The 22,247-nt window shown below is 73.8% G+C and carries 20 protein-coding genes and 1 pseudogene; 18 read left to right on the forward strand and 3 right to left on the reverse strand.

Going from position 1 to position 22,247, the window contains the following annotated elements; translation table 11 throughout:
* Positions 1 to 110: 110 nt before the first annotated feature.
* Positions 111 to 1,430: a cystathionine gamma-synthase family protein gene (locus DK419_RS24755; RefSeq protein ID WP_109961440.1), complete on the reverse strand. Its 1,320-nt coding sequence runs from the start codon at positions 1,428 to 1,430 to the stop codon at positions 111 to 113.
* A 258-nt stretch (positions 1,431 to 1,688) separates the two neighbouring features.
* On the opposite strand from DK419_RS24755, the gene DK419_RS24760 reads away from it, so the two are divergent.
* From DK419_RS24760 to DK419_RS24805, 10 genes are all read left to right on the forward strand, one after another.
* Positions 1,689 to 2,918, forward strand: a complete 1,230-nt coding sequence (locus tag DK419_RS24760; protein ID WP_245442698.1) for an ATPase — start codon at positions 1,689 to 1,691, stop codon at positions 2,916 to 2,918.
* A complete protein-coding gene (locus tag DK419_RS24765) occupies positions 2,915 to 3,574 on the forward strand; it encodes a hypothetical protein (protein WP_109961441.1) in 660 nt (219 codons plus the stop codon). Before DK419_RS24760 ends, DK419_RS24765 begins: the two co-directional genes overlap by 4 nt.
* A gap of 79 nt (positions 3,575 to 3,653) precedes the next feature.
* Positions 3,654 to 4,499 carry an AAA family ATPase gene (locus DK419_RS24770; RefSeq protein ID WP_109961442.1) on the forward strand — a complete coding sequence of 282 codons (846 nt, stop codon included), beginning with the start codon at positions 3,654 to 3,656 and terminating at the stop codon, positions 4,497 to 4,499.
* A gap of 4 nt (positions 4,500 to 4,503) precedes the next feature.
* Positions 4,504 to 5,022: a SixA phosphatase family protein gene (locus tag DK419_RS24775; RefSeq protein ID WP_109961443.1), complete on the forward strand. Its 519-nt coding sequence runs from the start codon at positions 4,504 to 4,506 to the stop codon at positions 5,020 to 5,022.
* 72 nt (positions 5,023 to 5,094) lie between these two features.
* Positions 5,095 to 6,285 carry a hypothetical protein gene (locus tag DK419_RS24780; protein WP_109961444.1) on the forward strand — a complete coding sequence of 397 codons (1,191 nt, stop codon included), beginning with the start codon at positions 5,095 to 5,097 and terminating at the stop codon, positions 6,283 to 6,285.
* Between the two features lie 108 nt (positions 6,286 to 6,393).
* Positions 6,394 to 7,860 carry a YcjX family GTP-binding protein gene (locus DK419_RS24785; RefSeq protein WP_109961445.1) on the forward strand — a complete coding sequence of 489 codons (1,467 nt, stop codon included), beginning with the start codon at positions 6,394 to 6,396 and terminating at the stop codon, positions 7,858 to 7,860.
* A gap of 7 nt (positions 7,861 to 7,867) precedes the next feature.
* On the forward strand, positions 7,868 to 8,920 hold the full coding sequence (locus tag DK419_RS24790; protein ID WP_109961446.1) for a YcjF family protein: 1,053 nt from the start codon (positions 7,868 to 7,870) through the stop codon (positions 8,918 to 8,920).
* A gap of 123 nt (positions 8,921 to 9,043) precedes the next feature.
* Positions 9,044 to 10,183 (forward strand): PspA/IM30 family protein, encoded by a 1,140-nt coding sequence (locus tag DK419_RS24795; protein WP_109961447.1) that lies wholly within the window; start codon positions 9,044 to 9,046, stop codon positions 10,181 to 10,183.
* Positions 10,180 to 10,848, forward strand: coding sequence for an OB-fold-containig protein (locus DK419_RS24800; RefSeq protein ID WP_109961448.1), 669 nt, complete (start codon positions 10,180 to 10,182; stop codon positions 10,846 to 10,848). Before DK419_RS24795 ends, DK419_RS24800 begins: the two co-directional genes overlap by 4 nt.
* Before the next feature lie 35 nt (positions 10,849 to 10,883).
* A complete protein-coding gene (locus DK419_RS24805) occupies positions 10,884 to 12,581 on the forward strand; it encodes a flotillin family protein (protein WP_109961449.1) in 1,698 nt (565 codons plus the stop codon).
* A gap of 166 nt (positions 12,582 to 12,747) precedes the next feature.
* Here the strand turns inward: DK419_RS24805 and pobA are convergent, their stop codons facing one another.
* A complete protein-coding gene (gene pobA / locus DK419_RS24810) occupies positions 12,748 to 13,938 on the reverse strand; it encodes a 4-hydroxybenzoate 3-monooxygenase (RefSeq protein ID WP_109961450.1) in 1,191 nt (396 codons plus the stop codon).
* A 163-nt stretch (positions 13,939 to 14,101) separates the two neighbouring features.
* Here pobA and DK419_RS24815 point away from each other — a divergent pair, with 163 nt between their 5' ends.
* The 3 genes and pseudogenes from DK419_RS24815 to DK419_RS24825 all read left to right on the forward strand — a co-directional run bounded on the left by DK419_RS24815 (position 14,102) and on the right by DK419_RS24825 (position 16,638).
* Complete coding sequence (locus DK419_RS24815) at positions 14,102 to 15,001, forward strand: helix-turn-helix domain-containing protein (protein WP_109961451.1); 900 nt, start codon at positions 14,102 to 14,104, stop codon at positions 14,999 to 15,001.
* Positions 14,998 to 15,961: pseudogene (locus tag DK419_RS29645) on the forward strand (aldo/keto reductase). Before DK419_RS24815 ends, DK419_RS29645 begins: the two are co-directional and overlap by 4 nt.
* Before the next feature lie 284 nt (positions 15,962 to 16,245).
* Positions 16,246 to 16,638, forward strand: a complete 393-nt coding sequence (locus DK419_RS24825) for a hypothetical protein (RefSeq protein WP_109961452.1) — start codon at positions 16,246 to 16,248, stop codon at positions 16,636 to 16,638.
* A 40-nt stretch (positions 16,639 to 16,678) separates the two neighbouring features.
* On the opposite strand, the gene DK419_RS24830 is transcribed toward DK419_RS24825, so the two are convergent.
* Positions 16,679 to 17,395 (reverse strand): LexA family transcriptional regulator, encoded by a 717-nt coding sequence (locus DK419_RS24830; RefSeq protein WP_245442700.1) that lies wholly within the window; start codon positions 17,393 to 17,395, stop codon positions 16,679 to 16,681.
* 405 nt (positions 17,396 to 17,800) lie between these two features.
* Here DK419_RS24830 and DK419_RS28845 point away from each other — a divergent pair, with 405 nt between their 5' ends.
* The 5 genes from DK419_RS28845 to DK419_RS24850 all read left to right on the forward strand — a co-directional run bounded on the left by DK419_RS28845 (position 17,801) and on the right by DK419_RS24850 (position 22,162).
* On the forward strand, positions 17,801 to 17,971 hold the full coding sequence (locus DK419_RS28845) for a hypothetical protein (protein ID WP_162561089.1): 171 nt from the start codon (positions 17,801 to 17,803) through the stop codon (positions 17,969 to 17,971).
* Between the two features lie 31 nt (positions 17,972 to 18,002).
* Entirely contained in the window at positions 18,003 to 18,662 is a 660-nt protein-coding gene (nusG, locus tag DK419_RS24835; RefSeq protein WP_109961453.1) for a transcription termination/antitermination protein NusG, read from the forward strand.
* 272 nt (positions 18,663 to 18,934) lie between these two features.
* Positions 18,935 to 19,507: a hypothetical protein gene (locus tag DK419_RS24840; RefSeq protein ID WP_109961454.1), complete on the forward strand. Its 573-nt coding sequence runs from the start codon at positions 18,935 to 18,937 to the stop codon at positions 19,505 to 19,507.
* Between the two features lie 22 nt (positions 19,508 to 19,529).
* On the forward strand, positions 19,530 to 20,897 hold the full coding sequence (terL, locus tag DK419_RS24845) for a phage terminase large subunit (RefSeq protein WP_109961455.1): 1,368 nt from the start codon (positions 19,530 to 19,532) through the stop codon (positions 20,895 to 20,897).
* A complete protein-coding gene (locus tag DK419_RS24850) occupies positions 20,897 to 22,162 on the forward strand; it encodes a DUF1073 domain-containing protein (protein WP_109961456.1) in 1,266 nt (421 codons plus the stop codon). The genes terL and DK419_RS24850 overlap by 1 nt, the downstream gene beginning before the upstream one ends.
* Positions 22,163 to 22,247 lie beyond the last annotated feature (85 nt).

The raw sequence follows: 22,247 nt of genomic DNA on the forward strand, positions 1-22,247 counted from the left end.
CACCGCGCGGGCGGCCCAAGGAATCTCGCGGCCATCATGCGGAGGGAGGCCGGCGGGGCAAGCCGAAAGGGAGGGGCGGCGGGCGCTTTCGCGACCGCCGGCGCCGATTTTCAACCCAGCGTCGCGAGCGCCGCCTCCAGATCCGCCGCCAGATCCTCCGGATGCTCGATGCCGATCGAGACCCGGATCGTCGCGTCGGTGACGCCGAGGCGGTCGCGCACGGCTTTCGGCACCCCCGAATGGGTGGTCGAGGCCGGGTGGCTGGCGAGCGATTCGGTCCCCCCGAGACTCACCGCCAGCTTGAACAGCTGGAGCGCGTTGAGGACCCGGAACGCCCCCGGCTCGCCGCCCGCGACGTCGAACGAGAAGGTCGAGCCCGGCGCCGCGCATTGGGCGGCGTAGACCCTCGCCGCGCCGGAGCCGGGTTCGAGGTGGCCGAGATGGTGGAGCCGCGTCACCCTGGGGTGGGCGCGCAGGCGTTCGGCGATGATCTCGCCGTTGCGGTTCGCCTTCTCCATCCGCAGGGTCAGGGTCTCGAGCGAGCGCCCGAGCATCCAGCACGAATGCGGGTCGAGCTGGGTGCCGATCGCCGAGCGGAGCAGGCGCACCGGCTTCATCCGGGCGGCCGAGCCGAGAGCCGCCCCGGCGATGAGGTCGGAATGGCCGCCGACGTATTTCGTGAGCGAGTAGACCGAGATGTCGGCGCCGTGGCGCAAGGGGTGCTGGAAGAGGGGGCCGAGCAGGGTGTTGTCGCAGACCACGACCGGCGCCGGCCCGCCCTGGCGGGCGCCGATCCGGTCGGCCGCCTGGCGCACCAGCGCGAGGTCGACGAGCGTGTTCAGGGGATTGGACGGCGTCTCGACCATCACGACGCTGACGCGTCCGCCGCTCGTCCGCGCCAGCGCTTCCGCCGCCTCGGCGGCGGCCGCGACGCTCGCCTCGTCGGTGCCGTCCTGGAAGCCGACCGCGCCGATGCCGAATCCCGCGAGCGTCCTGGCGATCAGCGTCTCGGTGCCGCCGTAGAGCGGTTGCGAGTGCAGCACCACGTCGCCGGGCCGGGCATGCGCCAGGATCACGGTGGCGATCGCCGACATGCCCGACGAGAACAGGAGCGCGGCCTCCGCCTCCTCGAACACCGCCAGGCGGTCCTCGACGATCTCGCTGTTGGGATGGTTGAAGCGCGAATAGACGAGGCCCGCCGCCTCGCCGGCCGGCGGCTCGCGCCGCCCCGAGACGTAGTCGAAGAACGCCTTGCCGTGCTCGGCGGAGGTGAACACGAAGGTCGAGGTCAGGAAGACCGGCGGCTTCACCGCCCCCTCCGACAGGGCGGGGTCGTAGCCGTAGCCGAGCATCAGGGTCTCGGGCATCAGGCGGCGGCTGCCCAGGCGATCCTTGTGATAGCGGTCCTTGTGGTAGCGGTCGTCCGACATGCGGGGCCTCGCTCCGGTCTGGCGACGCCGCCTGAGCGGCGTCGGGTTCGCGGCGCGACGACCGCGCCACGCGCCAGTTCTAACGCGGGCGACGCGTTTTGCGGTGCGTAAACCGCCGCCCGGACGCTGCGCCGCGGCAAGCCCCACTCGCCCAGGGCGCATTTTCGGCGCAAAACCCGCTTAAGACGAAGGATTGAGAATCCGTGTACGCGGCCGCGGCCCCGGGCGGCCAGGCGAGGAGTGGTGCGAGGAGTGGTGATGAGCCGACAGCCTCCCGATCGGGTGGTGGTGCGCGAGCAGCGCGCCTGGACCGACGAGACCGACGCCTGGAAGCAGGACCGGGCGATCCGCAAGGGCTACCGCATCCGCTGGGGCTACGTCGCCATCGCGTACGTCGTCGAGGCGCTGGTGATCTGCACCTCGCTCGCCGGCGCCTGGTTCTTCGCCGAGACCTATGCCGACCGCAACGACCAGAGCTTCTGGTTCATGCTGCTGGCGCCGATCGTCTACGCGGCGATCGAGCTGTGCCGGGTGCCGCTCGGCATCCTGATCCGGGTCCAGCGCGACTGGCTGATCAAGAGCCTCGCGGTGATCGGCATCGTGATGGCGGCGGGCGTCACCACCAAGTCGGTGTCGCAGCTCGGCGAGATGATGTTCCATCCCCGCCTCGCCGAGGCCTCGAAGGCCCGCACCGTCCTGAAGGAGGCCGAGGCCGACCGCGGCACGATCGACAACCGCATCGCCCAGGCCGATGCCCGGGTGGCGCAGTACGCGGCGGAAGCCGCCGCGCTCGAGAAGCGCACCACCGAGGCCTCGTCCCAGCTCGCCGGCCTGCCGGGCCAGCGCTGCGAGCGCCTGTCGGGCACCAACAGCCGCGGCAAGCGCTACAATTACCTTCGCTGCGTCACCGACCCGCGCACCGCCACCATCGCGGGCAGCCTGAAATCCGCCGGCGACGAGCGGGCGGTGGTGGCCAAGAACCTGGCCGAGGCCCGCGCCGCCCGGGCCCAGCTCGACCGCGCCGCCGCCGACCGCCGGGTGACGGAAGCCGAAGGGGCCTACCGCGACGCGGTGCGGCGCTCGCAGCTCCACTCCTTCACCGCGATGGTCTACGGCGCCGATCCGGTCGACGTGACCGACCAGCAGGTCCACGCCTTCCTGCGCATCTTCGTCTTCGCGCCGGCTCTCTGCGCCGCCTTCGCCTCGACGCTGCTCGCGCTCTGCGCCGTGCAGCTGCGCCGGACCTACCGCGACGAGGACGACCTCGACGCGGTGATGCATGCCGAAGGCATGCCGCTCCTCCTCAACCAGATGGCCGAGAGCGCGACCCAGATCCAGGACGCGCAGCGGGCGATGCGCGAGGCCGCGGTGGCCTCGGGCGCCGCGATCCCCCTCGACCAGCGCCGCTCGCCGACCGTACCGCAGGCCGGCACGCCCCCGGCGCCGCCGGCGCGCGACGACGACCGCATCGAGAGGCCGAGACCGTGAGCTACCTCGCACCGGGCACGCCGGAGAACGTCGCGCTCGCCCAGCACGTCAACGGGCGCCTGCGGGCCGAGGCGCGGATCTCCAACGCCCGCGCCTTCCTGTTCCGGGCGATCGGGCTCGGGGCGCTCATAGGGCTGGCGGGCGCCGGCCTCGGCGCCGCCTTCTACGGCTACGCCACGATGAACGAGGTCGGCAACGCCTCCGACAAGCTCGCGAAGGCCCTGACCCAGGCCCTCGAGACCACGACGCTCAAGACGAGCGGCGAGGTCCGGCTCACCGACAACACCCTCAAGATCGAGGGCGCGGTGCCGGCGGCGAAGGGCCGACCCGACGTGTCCGCGCTCACCGGCAACCAGGGCAAGACCGAGGCGCCCGCGAGCGCCGCGGCCGCGGTGCGCACGAGCTTCACGGTGTTCAAGACCGTGCCCTACCTCGACGGCTCGATCGTCACCGGCTGGAACTTCAAGGGCGACGAGCAGAAGCCCGAGAAGCAGTATTGCTACGTGACCCGCCCCCAGACCTTCGGCGACGGCGCGACCTCGAACCAGACCACGGTCGCGATCGACGGCGAGCTGCTGCCCCAGCCGGCCCGCTCGGAGGTGAACTTCTCGGTGATCGCCCGCAGCTGCGTGTGGTTCGATCCGTCGAAGCTGTGAGGAGGGCGGGGCTCGCCAGCGCCGCCTTCGCCGCATAGGTTCGGGGAAATTCCCGAACGACAGGACTGACACGAGCCCGATGCGCTTCACCGGAACCGAGAATTACGTCGCCACCGGCGACCTCACCGTCGCGGTCAACGCCGCCATCACCCTGGAGCGCCCGCTCCTGGTCAAGGGCGAGCCGGGCACCGGCAAGACCGTGCTGGCGGAGGAGATCGCCCGGGGCTTGAACGCGCCGCTGCTCACCTGGCACATCAAGTCGACCACCAAGGCGCAGCAGGGCCTCTACGAGTACGACGCGGTCTCGCGCCTGCGCGACTCGCAGCTCGGCGACCCGCGGGTGTCGGACATCGCCAACTACATCCGCCGCGGCAAGCTGTGGGACGCCTTCACCGCCCCCGAGCGGCCGGTGCTGCTGATCGACGAGATCGACAAGGCCGACATCGAGTTCCCGAACGACCTGCTGCTCGAACTCGACCGGATGGAGTTCCACGTCTACGAGACCGGCGAGACCGTGCGGGCGGCGCGCCGGCCGATCGTCATCATCACCTCGAACAACGAGAAGGAGCTGCCGGACGCCTTCCTGCGCCGCTGCTTCTTCCACTACATCAAGTTCCCGGACGCCGACACGCTGAAAGCCATCGTCGACGTGCATTATCCGGGCATCAAGCAGCGCCTCGTCGAGGAGGCCCTGCGGATCTTCTTCGAGGTGCGCGAGGCGTCGGGCCTGAAGAAGAAACCCTCGACCTCCGAGCTCCTCGACTGGCTCAAGCTGCTGATGGCCGAGGATATCGGCCCGGAGCAGCTGCGCGAGCGCGACCCCCGCAAGCTGATCCCGCCGCTGCACGGGGCACTCCTGAAGAACGAGCAGGATGTCGGGCTGTTCGAGAAGCTCGCCTTCCTGAGCCGCCGCGAGGGACGCTAGAGCGATGCGCCGCCTGATCCTGCTCCGCCACGCCAAGTCCGACTGGCCGGACGGCGCCTCGGACGTCGACCGGCCGCTGGCGCCCCGCGGCCGGGACGCCGCGCCGAAGATGGCCGCCTACCTGGCGGCGGAGGGGCTGATCCCCGGAAGGGCGCTGGTCTCGCCGGCCCGGCGCACGCAGGAGACCTGGGATCTGGTCAAGCCGGCCCTCGGTGCGGTGCCGGACGAGACCGTGCCGCAGATCTACGAGGCGCCGGTCTCGCGCCTCCTCGACGTGGTGCGGGCGATCCCGGACGACGTCGCCACCGCCCTGATGATCGGCCACAATCCGGGCTTCCAGGATCTCGCCCGGCTGCTCGGCAAGCCCGGGGAGGCGCGCCGGGCGCTGACCAAGAAGTACCCGACGGCAGCGGTCGCGGTGATCGACCTGCCCGTGGAATCCTGGGTCGAGGTCGAGGCCGGGGAGGGCGATGTCGAGCGCTTCGTGACGCCGAAGAGCCTGGGGCACGGCGAGGACGAGTAGAGAGGTGGCGAACCGGATCGCCCCCGGGCCGTTTGAGAGAGCCCAAGCCTTGAACGGAGACCCACGGGCCCCGTGATCCTCGCCGCCTTCCTCGCCCTGAGCCTCGCGGCCGGACCCGCGGCCGACGCGGGCGCCGCCCTGGTCAGGGACGGCGCCGGGCGGATCGGCGACGGGCTCGCCGCGGCCTCCGCCCTGGCGGCACCCGTCCGCGAGAGGCCGGTCTACCGTCCCGAGGCGCGGGCGGTGTCGAACTGGCGAGCCGAGACCCGCGACGGGCTCAAGCCGCTCTCGCTGGCCTGGACCGCCTGGGCGGCGCCGGGCGATCCGGCCTTCGTGGCGCGCTGCGTCAAGCTCAACAACTACTGGTGCATCAAGCGGGCGCGCTGGGACGGCGAGATCGGCGGCGACCAGGAGGGGCATACCGGCTTCGCCACCGCCGGGCAGGGGGCGGATGCCGCGGTCTCGCTGCTGCGGCGCTACTACGGCGAGTACGGGCGGCGCTCGGCGCTCGCGATCGTCCGGCGCTGGGCGCCGGCCGAGTGCGGCGGTGCCACCGCGGCGCGCCCGGCCACCCCGGGGCGGGGGGCGGCCCCCGTGCGGGCCGCCTCGCCGGCTCTGGCGGCCCTGGCGCCCCAGGGCCTCGGCCGCACCCTACGGGCGCGCTTCCTCGCCACGCACGGCCGCGGCGGCGCCCCCCGGCGGGTCGTGCGCGCGCCGGGGGGCGCGGCTGCCGCCCGACCGGTCGCCGGCAACGCCCTGCGGGTCCAGCCCTGGTCGGCGCTCGCCCGGATGCAGGGGCGGCCGCGCCAGCCGGTGCGGGCCGTCAGGGCGGCCCCGCTCCCCGCCATCGCCACCGGCATCGGCGAGACGGCGCGCCCCGCGGCCGCGGTCGAGCCGGGCCGGATCCTCGACGGCGCCCGCCTCGCCGCGGAGGCCGCCGCCCTGCCGACGCTCGCCGTCGCCCCGGCCTCGTCGCTGCCGCCCTCCTTGCGCCCGCCGGCGCCGCTCTGCGGCTCCGACGAGATCCGCATCCAGAACTACGCCGCCCGCATCGCCGGCAGCGTCGGCGTCAAGCCCGGCGACGATCTCGGCCTGTTCACGCCCGACGGCCGGGCCACCGGGCGCCTCGCGCCCGTCCTCCTGGCGATGTCCTCGGTCGAGCTCGGGGCGCTCCGGGCGAGCCCGGCCCTCGTCGCCGCCGCGATCGCCCGGGCCGATGCCGAGCGCGGGGCGGCCGGCCGGCAGGCCGAGGCCGCGCCTTGAGGCCTCTCGCCCCGAGCCCTCTCGCCCCGAGCCCTCGCGCCCCGAGCCCTTGCGGAAGCCCGAGCGCCGCGCCACCTCCCGGATCACGATGAAGCGAGAGCGTACCGCGTGCCGCCCCTGACCGACCTCGCCGCGCGTGCCGGCTCCCTCGCCAAGTCCGTCACCGAGGCCACGCGTTCCCTGGCGGAGGCCTCGAACGATCTCCTGGTCCAGCCGACGGTGCGGCTCGGCGTCACCGGCCTCGCCCGCTCCGGCAAGACGGTGTTCACCACCGCGCTCGTGCACCAGCTCACCGGCCTCCACCCGCTGCCGGCGCTCCGCGCCTCGCAGGAGGGCCGCCTGCGCCGGGCTCGCCTGGTGCCGCAGCCCGACGACGCGGTGCCGCGCTTCCCCTACGAGGACCATTTCGCGGCGCTGACGGAGGCGCGGCGCTGGCCGCGCTCGACCGACCGGATCAGCCAGCTGCGCCTCGAGATCGACTACGAGCGCAAGAGCGGCTGGCGCACCGGTCCCGCGAGCCTGATGGTCGACATCGTCGACTACCCGGGCGAGTGGCTGCTCGACCTCGCGCTGATCGAGCAGACCTACGAGGGCTGGTCGCGCGAGACGATCGCCGCCGGCGAGCGCCCCGGCCGGGCCGCGATGGCGGCGCCCTGGTTCGCGTCCCTGCGGGCGCTCGACCCGAACCAGCCCCTCGACGAGATCGTTGCCGAGCGGGCGAGCGAGGCCTTCACCACCTACCTCGCCGCGGTGCGGGCCGGCCCCGAGGCGGTGGCGACGACGCCGCCCGGCCGCTTCCTGATGCCCGGCGACCTCGCCGGCTCGCCGGCGCTGACCTTCGCGCCGCTGATCCTGAACGGGCCGGTGAACGCGGACAGCTTGGGCGGCCTGATGCAGCGCCGCTTCGAGGCCTACAAGCACCGCGTCGTGACGCCGTTCTTCCGCGACCACTTCCAGCGCATCGACCGGCAGATCGTCCTCGTCGACGTGCTGGCGGCGGTCGATGCCGGGCCGGCGGCGCTCGCCGAGCTGGAAGAAGCCCTCGACCGGGTGCTGATGAGCCTGCGCGTCGGGCGCAACAGCCTCCTGTCGCGGTTCTTCGCGCCGCGGGCCGACCGGATCCTGTTCGCCGCCACCAAGGCCGACCACCTCCACCACGCGAGCCACGACCGGCTCGACGCGCTGCTGCGCCTCCTCGTCGCCCGCTCGCTTCGCCGCACCGAGGCCGCCGGCGCCCATGTCAGCACCCAGGCGCTCGCCTCGGTGCGCTCGACCCGCGAGACGGTGGTGCATGACGGGCCGGCCTCGTTCCGGGCGGTGGCCGGCACGCCGGAGGCGGGCGAGAGCATCGACGGCGAGACCTTCGACGGCGAGACCGAGGCCGCGATCTTCCCCGGCGAGCTGCCCGAGCGGCCCGAGGCCGTCCTGGAAGGGGCGGTGCCGCCGGGATCCTTGCGCTTCCCGCGCTTCCGCCCGCCGCTCGTCTCGCGCGATGCGCTCGGCCGCCCGGGCCGCCTGCCGCAGATCCGCCTCGACCGCGCCCTGCACTTCCTGATCGGCGACCGCCTCGCCTGAGGGTCTGATGACGAGTCCTCCCCCCCAGAAGCCCCGCGCCTTCCGCCTTCCGCCCGCCGGCACGGAGGCTCCGACCGCCCCGCCGCCCGGCACCGAGACGGCGCTCGCCGACGGCATCCGGGTGGTGGAGGAGCCGTTCGAGATCGTCGAGGCCGCCGACGGCGTGCCCGTGCCGGTGGCGCCGCGCTCGCGCGCGCCTTGGGCGACGCTGCTCCTCTCGGCCCTCGGGGGACTGGCCTCGCTCGGGATCGGCCTCGCGGTCGAGCGGCTGATCGCCGACCTGTTCTCCGCCGCGCCCTGGCTCGGGATCGTCGCCCTGGTGCTTCTCGCGGTCGCCGTGGTGGCGTTGCTCGCCATCGTCTGGCGCGAGGTGGCGGGGGTGCTCCGCGAGCGCCGCATCGAAACCTTGCGCGAGGAGGCCCTCGACGCGCTGCGCTCCCGCGACCACAGCGCCGCCAAGGCGGTGGTGCGCGATCTCTCCGCCCTCTACGCCGGGCGGCCGGCGGCCGCTGCCGCCCGCGCCCGGCTCGCCGCCCTCGACGACCAGATCCTCGACGTCGAGGACCGGATCGGCATCGCCGAGGCCGAGCTGCTAGCCTCCCTCGACCGCGCCGCCAAGGCGGCGGTGGCGGAGACCGCCAAGCAGGTCTCCGCCGTGACGGCGCTGAGCCCGCGGGCGATCGTCGATGTCGGCTTCGTCATCTTCGCGGCGGTCCGGCTCTTGCGCCGCATCGCCACCATCTACGGCGGCCGGCCCGGCCTGTTCGGCTTCCTGCGCCTCGCCCGGGCGGCCCTCGCCCATCTCGCCGTCACCGGCAGCGTCGCGGTCGGCGACAGCCTGGTGCAGCAGGTCCTGGGACTGGGGGTCGCCGCGCGGATCTCGGCGAAGCTCGGGGAGGGCGTGCTGAACGGGCTGATGACGGCGCGCTTCGGTCTCGCCGCCCTCGCCGTGTGCCGGCCGCTGCCCTTCACCCGCGAACCACCGCCGCGGCTCGGCGACGTGGCGGGAGAGCTGTTGCGGGGCGGGGGCGACGGGGAGGGGCGGGAGGCGACGCGGTAGGGCCGACGTGGAGCGAGCCGAGGGACCCCGCACGCCCATGGCCGGTGGTCCGGCACGGCCTCCCTCACATCCGGCGGACCTGCTCGGCTTGAAAACACCGATTTGGTGTTTTACTCTTCAGGCATGCCTCGCTCAGGAGCCTTTCCCTCCCGGCTGACGTACCGGCTCCTGCCCGGGCCCGAGGATCTCCGTGCGGTCCGGGCCCTGCTGGCGGCCTACCGGCGGATGTTCGTCGTCCTGGCGGAGATCCGGCGCGAGCACGGCCTGCGCGCCAACGTCGTCGCCCTGATCGAGCAGGGCTACCAGCGGGTGCGCGACGAGACGGGGCTGCCGGCCCGCCTCGTCACCCTGGGGATCCGCGACTTCGCCCGGCAGGCGGCGGACCTCGACCCGGAGCGGGTCACGTCCATGCCGCTCGACGACAAGCTGTTCAGCGTGAAGAGCGCCTCCGAGATCGCGCTCTCCACGCTCCATGGCCGGCGCACGATGCCCTACCGCGTCGAGGGCTACGACGGCCCGTGGCGCGACCTCGCGAGCGCCCGCCTCGCGCTCGCGGGCGACGTGCTCACCATCCAGGTGGGCGTCTCCGTCGCCGCACCGAAGGAGGAGACCCGCGTGACCGAGAACATCCTGACCCGCGTCGGCCGGATCATCGGCGGCCTGTCCAATGCCGCCCTCGACGCGGTGGAGGACCGCGCCCCCCTCGCGGTCGCCGAGCAGGCCCTGCGCGAGATCGATGCGGTGATCCAGGACGCCCGGCTCGACCTCGGCAAGGTCAAGGCGGAGGAGCACCGTCTCTCAGCCCGGTGCGGACAGCTCGACGCCGAGCTGTCCGCTCTGCCCGAGAAGCTGGCCCTGGCGCTCGCGAACGGGCGCGAGGACCTGGCGCGGGCCGGCATCGCGCGGCAGCTCGACCTGGAGAGCCAGATCGAGGCGATCGCCTCGAGCCTCGCCGACGTCGCCGAGCGGCACGCGGCGGCCGTCAAGGCGATGCAGGCCGCCACCGCCGCCCGGCGCGACGCCGAGCACCGGATCGCGCTGCTGCGCCGGCCTCCGGCCAAGGCGGCGGATCCCCTCGACGGCTACGGGAGCGAAGAGGCGGACCGCACCCGCCGGCTCGGGCAGTCGCTGCGGGCGATCGACCGGGCGACCGGCACCGCCGCGGCGGTCGCCGACCCCTCGATCGAGGAGCTGGACCGCCTCCACCGCGACGATGCCATCGAGCGGCGGCTCGCCGCGCTCAAGCAGGGCCGGTCGTCGTGACCGCGCTGGCGGGCGCGGTTGCCGGCCCGGGCCTGTTCCCCTTCGCCCTCGCGGCGGCGGTGATGGCCGGCCTCGTCGTGGTCGAGGCGGTCTCGCTCCTCGTCGGGCAATCCCTCTCGGGGCTGGTCGACGGGGCGCTCGGTCACGAGGCGGGTGGCGGCGGCGACCTCGCGACCGCGGCGGATGCGGACGGGGCGTTCTCGCCGGCGGCGCTGATGTCCTGGATCAATCTCGGCCGCGTGCCCTTCCTGATCCTCCTGATCCTGGGCCTCGCCGTCTTCGCGCTCGCGGGCTTCGCCCTCCAGGGCCTCGCCGCCGCGCTGCTCGCCCCCCTGCCGACCCCTGCCGCGGTCGGGCTCGCGGGCGCGGCGACGCTGCCCGCTCTGCGCGTCGCGACCCGGGCGCTCGCCCGGCTGATCCCGCGGGACGAGAGCTACGCCGTCACCGCCGACGACCTCGTCGGCGCGACCGCGGAGGTTACCCTCGGTCCCCTCGACGACGGGCTGCCCGGGCAGGTCCGGGCGATGGACCGTCACGGCAACCTCCACCTCCTGCGCGCCCGCGCCGCGTCCGGGACGCCGCCGATGCGGACCGGCACCCGCGTCCTGCTCGTGGACCGGGCCGACGCGGTCTACGTCGCGGTCCCGGCGACGCCGGACCTCTGATCCCTTCGCCTCCCGCAACCGAGGGAACGCCCCCGATGGACTTGGTCAGTTCCGGTCTCGTCAACCTGCTGGTGATCGCCGGCATCATCGTCGTCGCGCTCATCGGCATCGGCTTCGTGTTCAGCCGGCTCTACCGGCGCACCACCCGCGACACAGCCTTCGTCCGCACGGGCCTGGGCGGGCGCAAGGTCGTGGTCGACGGCGGCGCGGTGCTGCTGCCGGTGTTCCACTCCATCGCCATGGTGAACCTCAACACGCTGCGCCTCGAGGTGAAGCGCTCGGGCAACGAGTCGCTCATCACCAAGGACCGCCTGCGGGCCGACATCACCGTCGAGTTCTACGTCCGGGTCGAGCCCCGCGAGGAATCGATCGCGCTGGCCGCCCAGACGCTCGGCGAGCGGACCAACGACGCCATGCTCCTGCGCGAGCTGATCGAGGCGAAGTTCGTCGATGCGCTCCGGGCGGTGGCCGCCGGCATGACCCTGCCCGACCTCCAGGAGAAGCGCGCCGACTTCGTGAAGGGCGTGCAGGAGGCGGTCTCGGGCGACCTGCGCCACAACGGCCTCGAGCTCGAATCCGCCTCGCTGACCCGCCTCGACCAGACCTCGATCGAGCACTTCAACCCCGACAATTCCTTCGACGCGGAAGGGCTCGCCCGGCTGAAGGAGATCACCGAGCAGCGCCGCAAGGAGCGCAACGCCACCGAGCGCGACGCCGAGGTGGCCGTCGCCGAGAAGGACCGCGAGACCGCCTTGAAGCAGCTCGAGATCAAGCGCACCACCCGCGAGGCCCAGCTCGCCCAGGAGCGCGACATCGCCAACAAGACCGCCGAGACCCGCGCCGAGACCGCCCAGGCCGAGCAGCGCGCCCAGCAGAGCGAGGAGACCGCCCGGATCGAGCGCGAGCAGGCGGTACGCCTGCGCGAGGCCGAGGCGCGCAAGACCTCGGAGAGCGCCCGGATCGAGGCCGACCTCGCCATCTCTCAGCGCAACGCGGAGGCCGAGCGCGACCGCCAGTTGATCCTGCAGGACAACGCCATCAGGATCGCCGAGCGCTCGCAGAAGGAATCGGAGGCCCGCGCCGCCGCCAAGGAGGCGGAGGCCCTGGCGGTCGCGGCCGAGGAGCGCGTCGCGACGGCGAAGGCCAAGGAGATCGCCGAGCGCGAGCGCGAGATCGCCGTCATCGCGGCCCGCCGCGAGGCGGAGCGGGACGCCACCGGGGTCACCGTCACGGCGGAGGCCGAGCGGCGCGCGTCCGAGGACCGGGCCAACGCCATCACCACGCTGGCCGAGGCCGAGGCGACCGCCGCCGCCTCCAAGGCCGAGGCCATCGCGAGGCTCGGCCAGGCCGAGGCCGAGCGCGAGCGGGTGATGAACGAGGCCCGCAACGCCCTCTCGGCCGAGGCCCGTACCTACGAGACCGGCCTGAAGCGCCTCGGCATCATCCCGGAGGCCCTGCGCGAGAGCATGCGGGCGGTGGAGAAGATCGACTCGATCCGCATCTTCGACGCCGGCGGCCTGATGGGCGGGGGCGCCAACGGCGCCTCCGCGAGCTTCGGCGACAGCCTGTCCGGCCACCTGCTGCGCTACCAGTACAACAGCCCGATCCTCGGGGCGATCCTGAACGAGGCGGGCTTCGCCGAGGGCAACGGCAGTGTCGACGCACTGGTCGGCACGTTGCGTGGCGCCCGGTCACCGACAGCCAAGGGCGAGCGGATTGCCGCCGAACCATGAAGCCACGTCCACCGCATGCCGCCGGCTGGACATGGATGCCCCGGAGCCGGTTTGGCTGGACGAGCCGGCCGGTCCAGCGGCCCTGCGGGGACGTTCCGGCAGAAACCGGCCCTGGCGCGTCGACCCCTGAGCATCGCTCTTCCACTCGGGGCCGTCGTTCACCCCCTCACCGTTGCGCACCCGGCCCCATCGGCAACCCGACGTAGTTCTCCGCGATCACCGTCTGCGCCGCGTGCGACCCGCGGATGTAGGCCAGTTCCGCCACCTGCATCCGGCGGGCGAAGGCGTCCATGTCGGGGAAGCGGTGGGTGAGGCCGGTGAACCACCAGCTGAACCGCTCGGCCTTCCACACCCGGGCGAGCGCCCGGGCCGAGTAGCCGTCGAGGCCCGACGGGTCGCGATCGGCGTAGTGCAGGGTCAGGGCCTCGGCGAGCATCGCGACGTCGGAGACGGCGAGGTTCATGCCCTTCGCCCCCGTCGGCGGGACGATGTGGGCGGCGTCGCCCGCGAGGAACAGGCGGCCGTAGCGCATCGGCTCGGCGACGAAGCTGCGCAGGGGCGCGATGCTCTTCTCGAAGGAGGGGCCTCGCACGAGGCCCGCGGAGGCCTGCGGGCCGAGGCGCGTCTCGACCTCGTCCCAGAACCGCTCGTCCGACCAGTCCTCGATCCGCTCCTCGAGGCCGACCTGGACGTAGTAGCGGCTGCGGGTCGGCGAGCGCATGCTGGCGAGCGCGAAGCCGTTGGCGTGGTTGGCGTAGATCAGCTCGTGGTTGACCGGCGGCACCTCGGCCAGGATGCCGAGCCAGCCGAAGGGGTAGACCCGCTCGTAGACCTTGAGCACGTCGGCCGGGATCGAGGCCCGCCCGACGCCGTGGAAGCCGTCGCAGGCCGCCACGAACTCGCAGGCGAGGGTCTGCGCCACCCCGTCCTTGGTGAAGGCGACGCTCGGGCTGTTCCCGGCGAGGCCGTCGAGCCGCAGGTCCTCGGCCTCGAACACGATCTGCACGCCGCGGGGCTCGGCGGCGTCGAACAGGTCGCGCATCACCTCCTGCTGGCCGTAGACCGTGACGGCGGCGCCGCCGGTGAGCGCCGCCATGTCGATGCGGAAGATCTCGCCGTCATAGGCGAGGTTGGTGCCGGTATGGACGAGCCCCTCGGCCTTGAGGCGGGCGTCGAGGCCGAGTTCTTCCATCAACGCGACGGTGCCCTGCTCGAGCACGCCGGCCCGCACCCGGCCCTCGACGTAGTCGCGGGTGCGGCGCTCCAGCACCACCGCGTTGATCCCGGCCCGGGCCAGCAGGTGGGCGAGGAACAGGCCGGCCGGGCCGGCGCCGATGATGGCGACCTGTGTGCGCATGGGGCGTTTCCTCGGGTGTTTCCTTGACGGTGGCGCCACCGTCTCGGCGGTGGCTGCCCATGCCGGAGAAGGTGGCCGATGCAGGCTCCCTTGACGATGGACGGGGCGCGGGAAAAGTTGGATTTTCCATCCGTCCCGTCCGCCCCGCGAAGGCCCGCCCGCGATGCGCCTCGATCCGTCCCAACTCCCTGCGGTGCCGCATTTCTTCCTCTACGGCGAGGCGCCGCGGGACGCCGACGACCGCTTCCTGCACCTCGAGGCCTTGGACGATCGCAGCCGGCCGAACCGCTGGACCATCCGCCCGCACGTGCATTCCGGCCTGCACCAGGTGCTGCTCATCGCCGAAGGGGCGGGCGAGATGCGGGCCGAGGCCGAGCGCCTGGCCTTCGCGGCGCCGTGCCTGCTGGTGGTCCCGGCCGGCACCGCCCACGGCTTCCGCTTCGCCGACGGCACGGTCGGGGCGGTGCTGACCCTCTCGGCGCGCTACCTGCGCGACCTGTGCGGACGCGAGCCGGAGCTGGCGGCCCTGTTCGCCGGCCCCGCGGCACTGGCGCTCACGGAACCGGACCCGGTCGAGGAGGCCCTGGCCGAGCTCGCCCGGGAAGTCGCCTGGGCGGCGCCGGGCCGGCGCGGCGCGATCGAGGCGCACCTGATGCTGCTCCTGGTCGCGGGCCTGAGGCGGCTCGCGGCGACGAAGGCGCCGGCGACCCCGCCGGGCCCGCAGGCGCTCCTCGCCGCGCGCTTCCGCGACCTCGTCGAGGTGCAGCACCGCCGCGAGCGCCCGCTCTCGGCCTATGCCGACGACCTCGGGGTGACCGAGGCGCGCCTGCGGGCCGCCTGCCGGGCGGTGACGGGCCTGAGCCCGGGCCGGATCATTCGCGAGCGCCGCCTGATCGAGGCCAAGCGCAGCCTGCTCTACTCCGATCTCGGCATCGCCGAGATCGCCTACGGCCTCGGCTTCTCCGATCCGGCCTACTTCTCGCGCTTCTTCGCCAAGGGCACCGGGGAGTGCCCCCGGGCGTTTCGCGACAGGCGCGGCGCGGACAGGGGAGAGGCGCGATGAGCGTGGAGCACGGACTGACCCGGCAGGGTTTCCTCGGCGGCGCGCTGGCGGCCGCGGCGGCTCTCGGCGGCGGAGCGGCGCAAGGAACGCCGCAAGGAACGCAGCAAGGAACGCCGCAGGGCGCGGCCCTCCACCGGCGGCCGATCCCGGCGAGCGGCGAGACCCTGCCGGTGATCGGGCTCGGCACCTGGCGCGGCTTCGACGTCGGCGAGAAGCCCGCCGAGCGGGCGCCGTTGCGCGAGGTGGTGGCGACGCTGCTCGCGCAGGGCGGAACGGTGATCGATTCCTCGCCGATGTACGGCCGGGCCGAGGGGGTCACCGGCGATCTGGTGGCGGGGGCCGGCGCCCGCGAGAAGACCTTCCTCGCCACCAAGGTCTGGACCAGCGGGCGCGAGGCGGGAATCGCGCAGATGCGCCGCTCGCTCCAGCTCCTGCGCGCCGAGCGCCTCGACCTGATGCAGATCCACAACCTGCTCGACTGGCGCACCCACCTGCCGGCCCTGCGGGCCTGGAAGGAGGAGGGGCGCATCCGCTACCTCGGCGTCTCGCACTACACCGAGAGCGCCTACGACGCGGTCGAGGCGGTGCTGAAGGCCGAGCGGCTGGACTTCCTGCAGATCAACTACGCCCTCGACGACCGGGCGGCGGAGGCGCGCCTGCTGCCGCTCGCGGCGGATCGCGGCGGATCGCGGCGTGGCGGTGCTGGTCAACCGGCCCTTCGGCGGCGGCGGGCTGCTGCGCCGCCTCGGGGCGAAGCCGCTGCCGGACGAGGCGGCGGAGCTCGGCTGCGGCTCCTGGGCCGAGATCCTGCTCAAATACGTGGTCTCCCACCCGGCGGTGACCTGCGCGATCCCCGGCACCGCCGATCCCAGCCACATGGCGGCGAACCTGCGCGCCGGCACCGGCACGCTGCCGGACGAGGCCCTGCGCCGCCGCCTGGCGGCGATGCTTCCGGCCTGACTCCAAGCCGGACGCGTCGAACGGCCAAGCAGTATGGCCAAGCAAGCAGTATGGCCAAGTAGGTGAGCCGGCAGCTGAGCAGTACGCAAGCATTGGATCGCGCCCGATCTCAGTCGATCCGGTCAAGAGGCGCGATCGATCCGCCATATTGCTGCCGTTCTGCCAGCGTTAAGGATCCCCCATCCATATCGCTTCACGTCGAGGGCGCACCCGCAAGGCTTCATGCCGCAGCGTGTCGCGCTCCAAGCTCAAGAATCCGCCTGATCGGAACTCCCGGGGGTCTCATGCTCAAGTCGTCCGTCGCCGCTCTCGTCCTGTGCGCCGCCCTGCCGGCCAGCCTGCAGCCGGCGGCGGCGGAGGGGCGGAGCTACAACGGGACCTGGGCGGTGCAGCTCGTCACCGATTCGGGCCTGTGCGACAGCCGCTACACCGTCTCGCTGGCGATCAACGACGGCGACGTGCGGGTGGCCTCGGCGGGCGAGGGCGGCGCGATGGTGAGCGGGCGCATCGGCCAGGACGGCAATGTCGGGCTGACCGTCCGCCACGGCTCGGCGAGCGGCGCCGCCTCCGGCCGGCTCCAGGCCAATGCCGGCTCCGGCACCTGGAGCGTGTCGTCGCTGTGCTCGGGCCGCTGGACCGCCCAGCGCCGCTCGACCCGGGTCGCGCAGGCGGACTGATCCGGTCCCGGATCGCTGCAACAGGCAGCGATCCCCGTTCCTACCCGCCCGGGGTCGAGCGGGCGCAGAACCGGCTCCAGTGCTGCGCGTGCACGGTGCTGATGATGCCCGAGGCCCAGACCAGGCGACGGTCGGGCATCAGCGGGGCGTTGTGGCTCTCGAGGTGGTAGGCGCCCCGCTGCGAGCCGCGCAGGATCTTCTTCAGGAAGCGGTGCCCCTCCGCCGTGGCGACCGCGGCGTAGAGGTCGAGGAGGCGGTCCGGGCTCTCACCGGCCTCGGCGCAGAGCACCACATCGTCGGGCTCGTATTTCGGGTACATCGACAGCCCGGCGACCCGGAACGCGATGGTGCCGGGCGGGACCCCGAACGGCACCGTGATGCGGTAGAGGTCGCCCCCGGGCCCCAATTGCTCGTCCCCGGTGTCGATCAAGCCGCCGGCGCTGATCAATCCCTTCACTCCCACGACCACTCCCACGCTCTGGCCGCCCTCGGCGGGCGGCTCGGGCGCGTCGTCGTCGCCGAACAGCAGCCCCTTGGCGGTGACCTCGACGCCGTCGCGGCGGAAACGCGCGGCGTAGCGCTCGGCATCGTCCTGGCCGATCGTCCGGGTGCCGGCCTCGTGCGCCCGGTAGGTGCTCTCCGGCCAGGCATTCTGCAGGGCGGCGTCCCGCGCCGAGCGGTAGCCGGCGGCGATGCGCGCCTGCCGCAGCCGCTCCCCTTGCGCGGCCCGGACCCGGTTCTCTCCCGACTGGATCACCTCAGCGAACTTCCCCGACACTTGAGGTATTGAGCAAAATCATTACATCATGTAGCTACTGTGATCGCAAGCGGCGTATCAGGGCGTCGGCAAGCATCGTTGTTCGCGCGTGCCCCGCCCCGTCCTGTCCCCGAGGCATCCTACACCCCGGGCCGCCTTGCGCCGTATCCCTCGCTGCGGGAGTTCTTCCTATGGTCCACCGTTTCCTCGCGGCTCGCCGCGAACCGCCCGACGGCGAGGCGATCCGCCCGGGCAACGCCGGGGCGGAACGGGGCGATCCGGGGCGAGCGGCGCCGCGGCCGCCGGGCGGCGAATCGCCGCAACGGGGCGGGGTGGGGCGGCAGAGCCGCCGCGCCGCGGACGAAGGCGCTCGCGCGGCGCGCCGCCCCGGTGCAGGAGAGGCGGATGAAGGTTGCCCTGATCGTGCTCTGGACCCTCGCGGCGGGGGTCGGCCTGTTCCTGATGGTGCGCGCGCGGATCGTGCGCGCGACCGAGGCGCTGACGCGGAAGGCCGCGCGCGCGCGGATCGACCCGCCGGCGCCAGGTTCGCCGCCGGACCGCCCCGGCGGGGCCTGACCGCCGCCGAGTCCCGGACGGGGAGGGCGGCGTGACGGGCAAGAAGCGCCGCATCGCCCGCCGCCGCCGCGAGGCCCTTGCTCATGACCGCCCGCCCGACGCCGGCCGCGCCGCCGAGATCCGCCGCCGCCGCCGCCGGCGGCTGCGGCCCGCCCGGGTCGTGCTGGCGGCCGACCGGGTCTGGATGGTCGCCGAGACCAGGGCGCGCTGGGCCGCCCGGGCCGCCCGCGACCTCGAGGCCGCGGGCATCGCCGCCTTCGACCCGCGGGAGGAGGTCGAGCTGACCTCCGCGACCGGCCGGCGCCGCACCGCCCGGGTGCCGCTCCTGCACCGCACGCTCTTCGTGGGCCTGCGCGACGACGGCGACCTCGCGCGGGTCGAAGCGCATCCCGGCATCGACCGGATCCTGTTCCGCGACGGCCGCGCGGTCGTCGTCGCGGCGTCCGTGCTCCAGGGCTTCGCCGACGCGATCGCCGGGCATGACGGCGAAGAGGGCGGGGGCGAGGAGGCCGTGAGGGCGGTCCTGTTCGCCCTCGGGGACGGCGTGCGAGTCGTCGACGGGCCGCTCGCGGCCCTGCGCGGCACGGTCGAGGGGATCGAGCCGGGCCGCCGGCGCTACCGGGTCGCCCTGTCGCTGTTCGGGCGTGAGACCCCGGCCCTGCTCGACGAGGACAAGATCGCACGGGACTGACCGCCTGAGAAAATCGCGCCCCGTCGAAAAGAACATTTGACGAACATCGGCGGGGCGGGTACAAGGATCCCAGGTTATCCAGGTCTGCGGCCTGCTCTTCGAGGAAGTGGCCGCTCGACTGCCCCGCAATGCGGGGATGTGTCCCTGGACCCGGCCCACGGCATCACCGAGGCGAAGGGCGGCTCGTCCCCGCCGGCCGCGATTGCCGGTGCCTTCCGGGCCGCGCCGCGCTTCGGCGACATCCCCAAGAGGCGACATCCCCAAGAGGCGACATGGCCAAGAAGCACTCGGCACGGCGAGTCATCGACTGGGCGGGCATCGCGGCGGCCTACCGGGCCGAGCCGGGGGCCGGGCCCGCCATCGCGCGCAGGTTCGGCATCAGCCCGGCGACCCTGCGGCGCCGGGCACGGGCGGAGGGATGGGCGGGGGACGCCCCCGACGCTCCTGCCGCCGACGTGCGCGGCGGCCACCGCATCGTCGTGGCACAGGGCGCGGCCCTCACCCTTCGGCTGCTCGACGATCTCCAGGCAGCCTCCGCGGAAGATCCCGGATCCGAGGACGGCACCGAGGAGGGCGGGCTCGCCCGCGCGGCCATCCTGCAGAAGCGCGTCGCGGTCCTGCGCGACCTCGCCAGCGCGGCGCGGCTGTGGATCGCGCTCGAGCGCCAGGCCTGGGACATCGACCGCCAGGGAGAGGGCAAGCAGCGTGACGAGACCGCCTTCCCGGACCCCGAGGCCGCCTTCCGCCTCCTCGACGAGGGCCAGCGGGCCCAGCTCCGGGCCATCGCCGAGCGCCTGGCTGGCCGACCCGCCGGCCCTGCTGCGGGCCCTCGACCGGCTGGATAGCGAGGAGAGCCTGGCGGGCTTCGTGCGCCGGGCCTGGCCGGTGATCGAGCCGGGCGCCCCTTACGTCCACGGCTGGCACATCGATGCGGTCAGCGCCCATCTGGAGGCCGTCACCGCCGGCGAGATCACCCGGCTCCTGATCAACGTGCCGCCCGGCACGATGAAGAGCCTGCTCGCCGGCGTGTTCTGGCCGGCCTGGGAATGGGGTCCGAGAAACCGCCCGTCCTTGCGGACCGTCGCGGTCTCGCACACCGAGCGGCTGGCGCTTCGCGACAACCTGCGCACCCGGCGCCTGATCACCTCGCCCTGGTACCGGGCCCTGTGGGGCGAGCGCGTGCGGCTCACCCGCGACCAGAACCGCAAGGGCCGGTTCGAGACCACGGCGTCCGGCCTGCGCGAGGCGGTCTCGGCCGGCTCGATCACCGGCTCACGCGGCGACCGGGTGATCCTCGACGACCCGATCTCGGTCGAGGGCGCCAATTCCGAGCGGGTGCGCGAGGGGATCGCGCGGTGGTTCCTGGAGGCGGTGCCGACCCGCCTCAACGACCCCGTGCGCTCGGCCATCGTGGTCGTCATGCAGCGGCTGCACGAGCGCGACCTGTCGGGCGTGATCCTGGCGAAGAATCTCGGCTACGAGCACCTGATGCTGCCGATGGAGTTCGAGCCGGAGCGCGCCTGCGCCACCCGGATCGGCTTCTCAGATCCGCGCCGGGAGGCGGGCGAGCTGCTGTTTCCCGCTCGCTTCCCCCGCGCGGCGGTGGAGCGCGACAAGGCCGCGATGGGCGAGTACGCGGCGGCCGGCCAGTACCAGCAGCGGCCGGCGCCCCGGGACGGCGGGTTGTTCAAGCGCGGCTGGTTCACCCTCGTGCGGGCTCTGCCCGCCGGATGCATCCATGTGCGGGCCTGGGACCTCGCGGCGAGCGTGCCGAGGCCCGGGCGCCAGCCGGACTACACCGTCGGCGTCAAGCTCGCGCGCGGCCCCGACGGGCGGCTCTACGTCGTGGATGTCCGCCGCGACCGGCTCTCGGCCGGCGGCGTCGAGCGGCTGATCCTGGCGACCGCCGCGGAGGACGGGCCGTCCTGCCGGATCTCGCTGCCGCAGGATCCCGGCCAGGCCGGCAAGGCGCAGGCGCAGTACCTCGTCTCGCGCCTCGCCGGCTACGACGTCCGGGCGTCACCGGAGAGCGGGGACAAGGCGACCCGCGCCGCCCCGGTCTCGGCCCAGGCCGAGGCCGGCAACCTGCACCTCGTCGCCGGCCCCTGGAACGGGGCCTTCCTCGACGAGCTCTGCGCATTCCCCAACGGCGCCTTCCTCGACCAGGTCGACGCCCTCTCGCGCGCCTTCTCGGCGCTCGCCCGGCCTGGATACGGCCTGCTCGGAGTCCTGTGATGTGGCTCGCCGACCGCCTCGCCAACCTCGTCTCCGGCCTCGGCGGCCCGCGGGACAAGAGCACCGGCAACCTGCACGTCCACGTGCCCCGCGCGCCTGCAGAGCTCGACGCCGCCTACCGGGACAACTGGCTCGCCCGCAAGGTCGTCGACATCGTGCCGTTCGACATGCTGCGCGAGTGGCGCGCCTGGCAGGCGCCGCCCGAGGTCGCGGCGGCGCTCGCGGCGAGCGAGGAGCGCCTGGCCCTGCGCGACCGCCTGCTGCGGGGCTTGCGGCTCGCCCGCCTGCACGGCGGCGCCGCCCTCCTGATCGGCGACGGCGCGCCCGATCCGGCCCGGCCGCTCGATCCCGAGACGCTCGGGCAGGGGGAGTTGCGCTACCTCCACGTCCTCCCCCGCGGCCGGATCCAGGCCGGCGGCCTCGAGCGCGACCCGCTCTCGCCCTGGTTCGGCGAACCCCGGAGCTACACGATCGCGGGCGGGCAGGCGGTCCATCCCTCCCGGGTGGTGCGTCTCCTCGGCGCGGCCCTGCCGGACGACGCGGTGGGCGACGGCTGGGGCGACAGCGTGCTCCAGGCCCTCCTCGAGGCGATCGACCAGGCGACGGCGGCCGCCGCCCACATCGCCGCGATGCTGCCCGAGGCCAAGCAGGACGTAATCTCGGTGCCGGGCCTGTCGCAGCACCTCTCGACCGAGGACGGCACCCGCCACCTCACCGAGCGCTTCGCCTATGCGGCCCGGATGAAGGGCCTGTTCGGGATGCTGCTGCTGGAAGGCGACGGCCGCTCGCCGGAGGGCGAGCGCTACCAGCAGAAGCAGCTCGATTTCTCCGGCCTGCCGGAGGTGGCCCGGCTCTTCCTCCAGGTCGCGGCGGGCGCCGCCGACATCCCGGTCACGCGCCTTCTCGGCCAGTCGCCCGCCGGCCTCAACGCCACCGGCGAATCCGACACCCGCAACTACCACGACCACGTCGCGGCCCGTCAGACCGTCGAGCTCACCCCGGCGATCGCCCGCCTCGACCGTCTGCTCATCCGCGACGCGCTCGGCCGCTCCGACCCCTCCCTGCGCTACGCCTGGCGGCCGCTCGCCCAGGCGAGCGAGCGCGAGAAGGCGGAGGTCGGCCGCCTCAAGGCGGAGGCCGCCGCGATGCTCGCCCGCGAGGGCGTGGTCCCGGCGGGCGTGCTCGCCCGCGGCGTCGAGGGCTGGCTCTCCGCCGCCGACCTCTTCCCCGGCATCGCCGCGGCCTTCGGCCGGCCGGCGGGCTGAAGCCGCGTTCCCAACCCACTCCCGAGCGGGTCGAGACAGTCACGTTCACATCGCCGGACACGGCGCAGGTCCCCCCCTCTCCCGT

The sequence above is a fragment of the Methylobacterium terrae genome (assembly GCF_003173755.1).
Classification (GTDB): Bacteria; Pseudomonadota; Alphaproteobacteria; order Rhizobiales; family Beijerinckiaceae; genus Methylobacterium; species Methylobacterium terrae.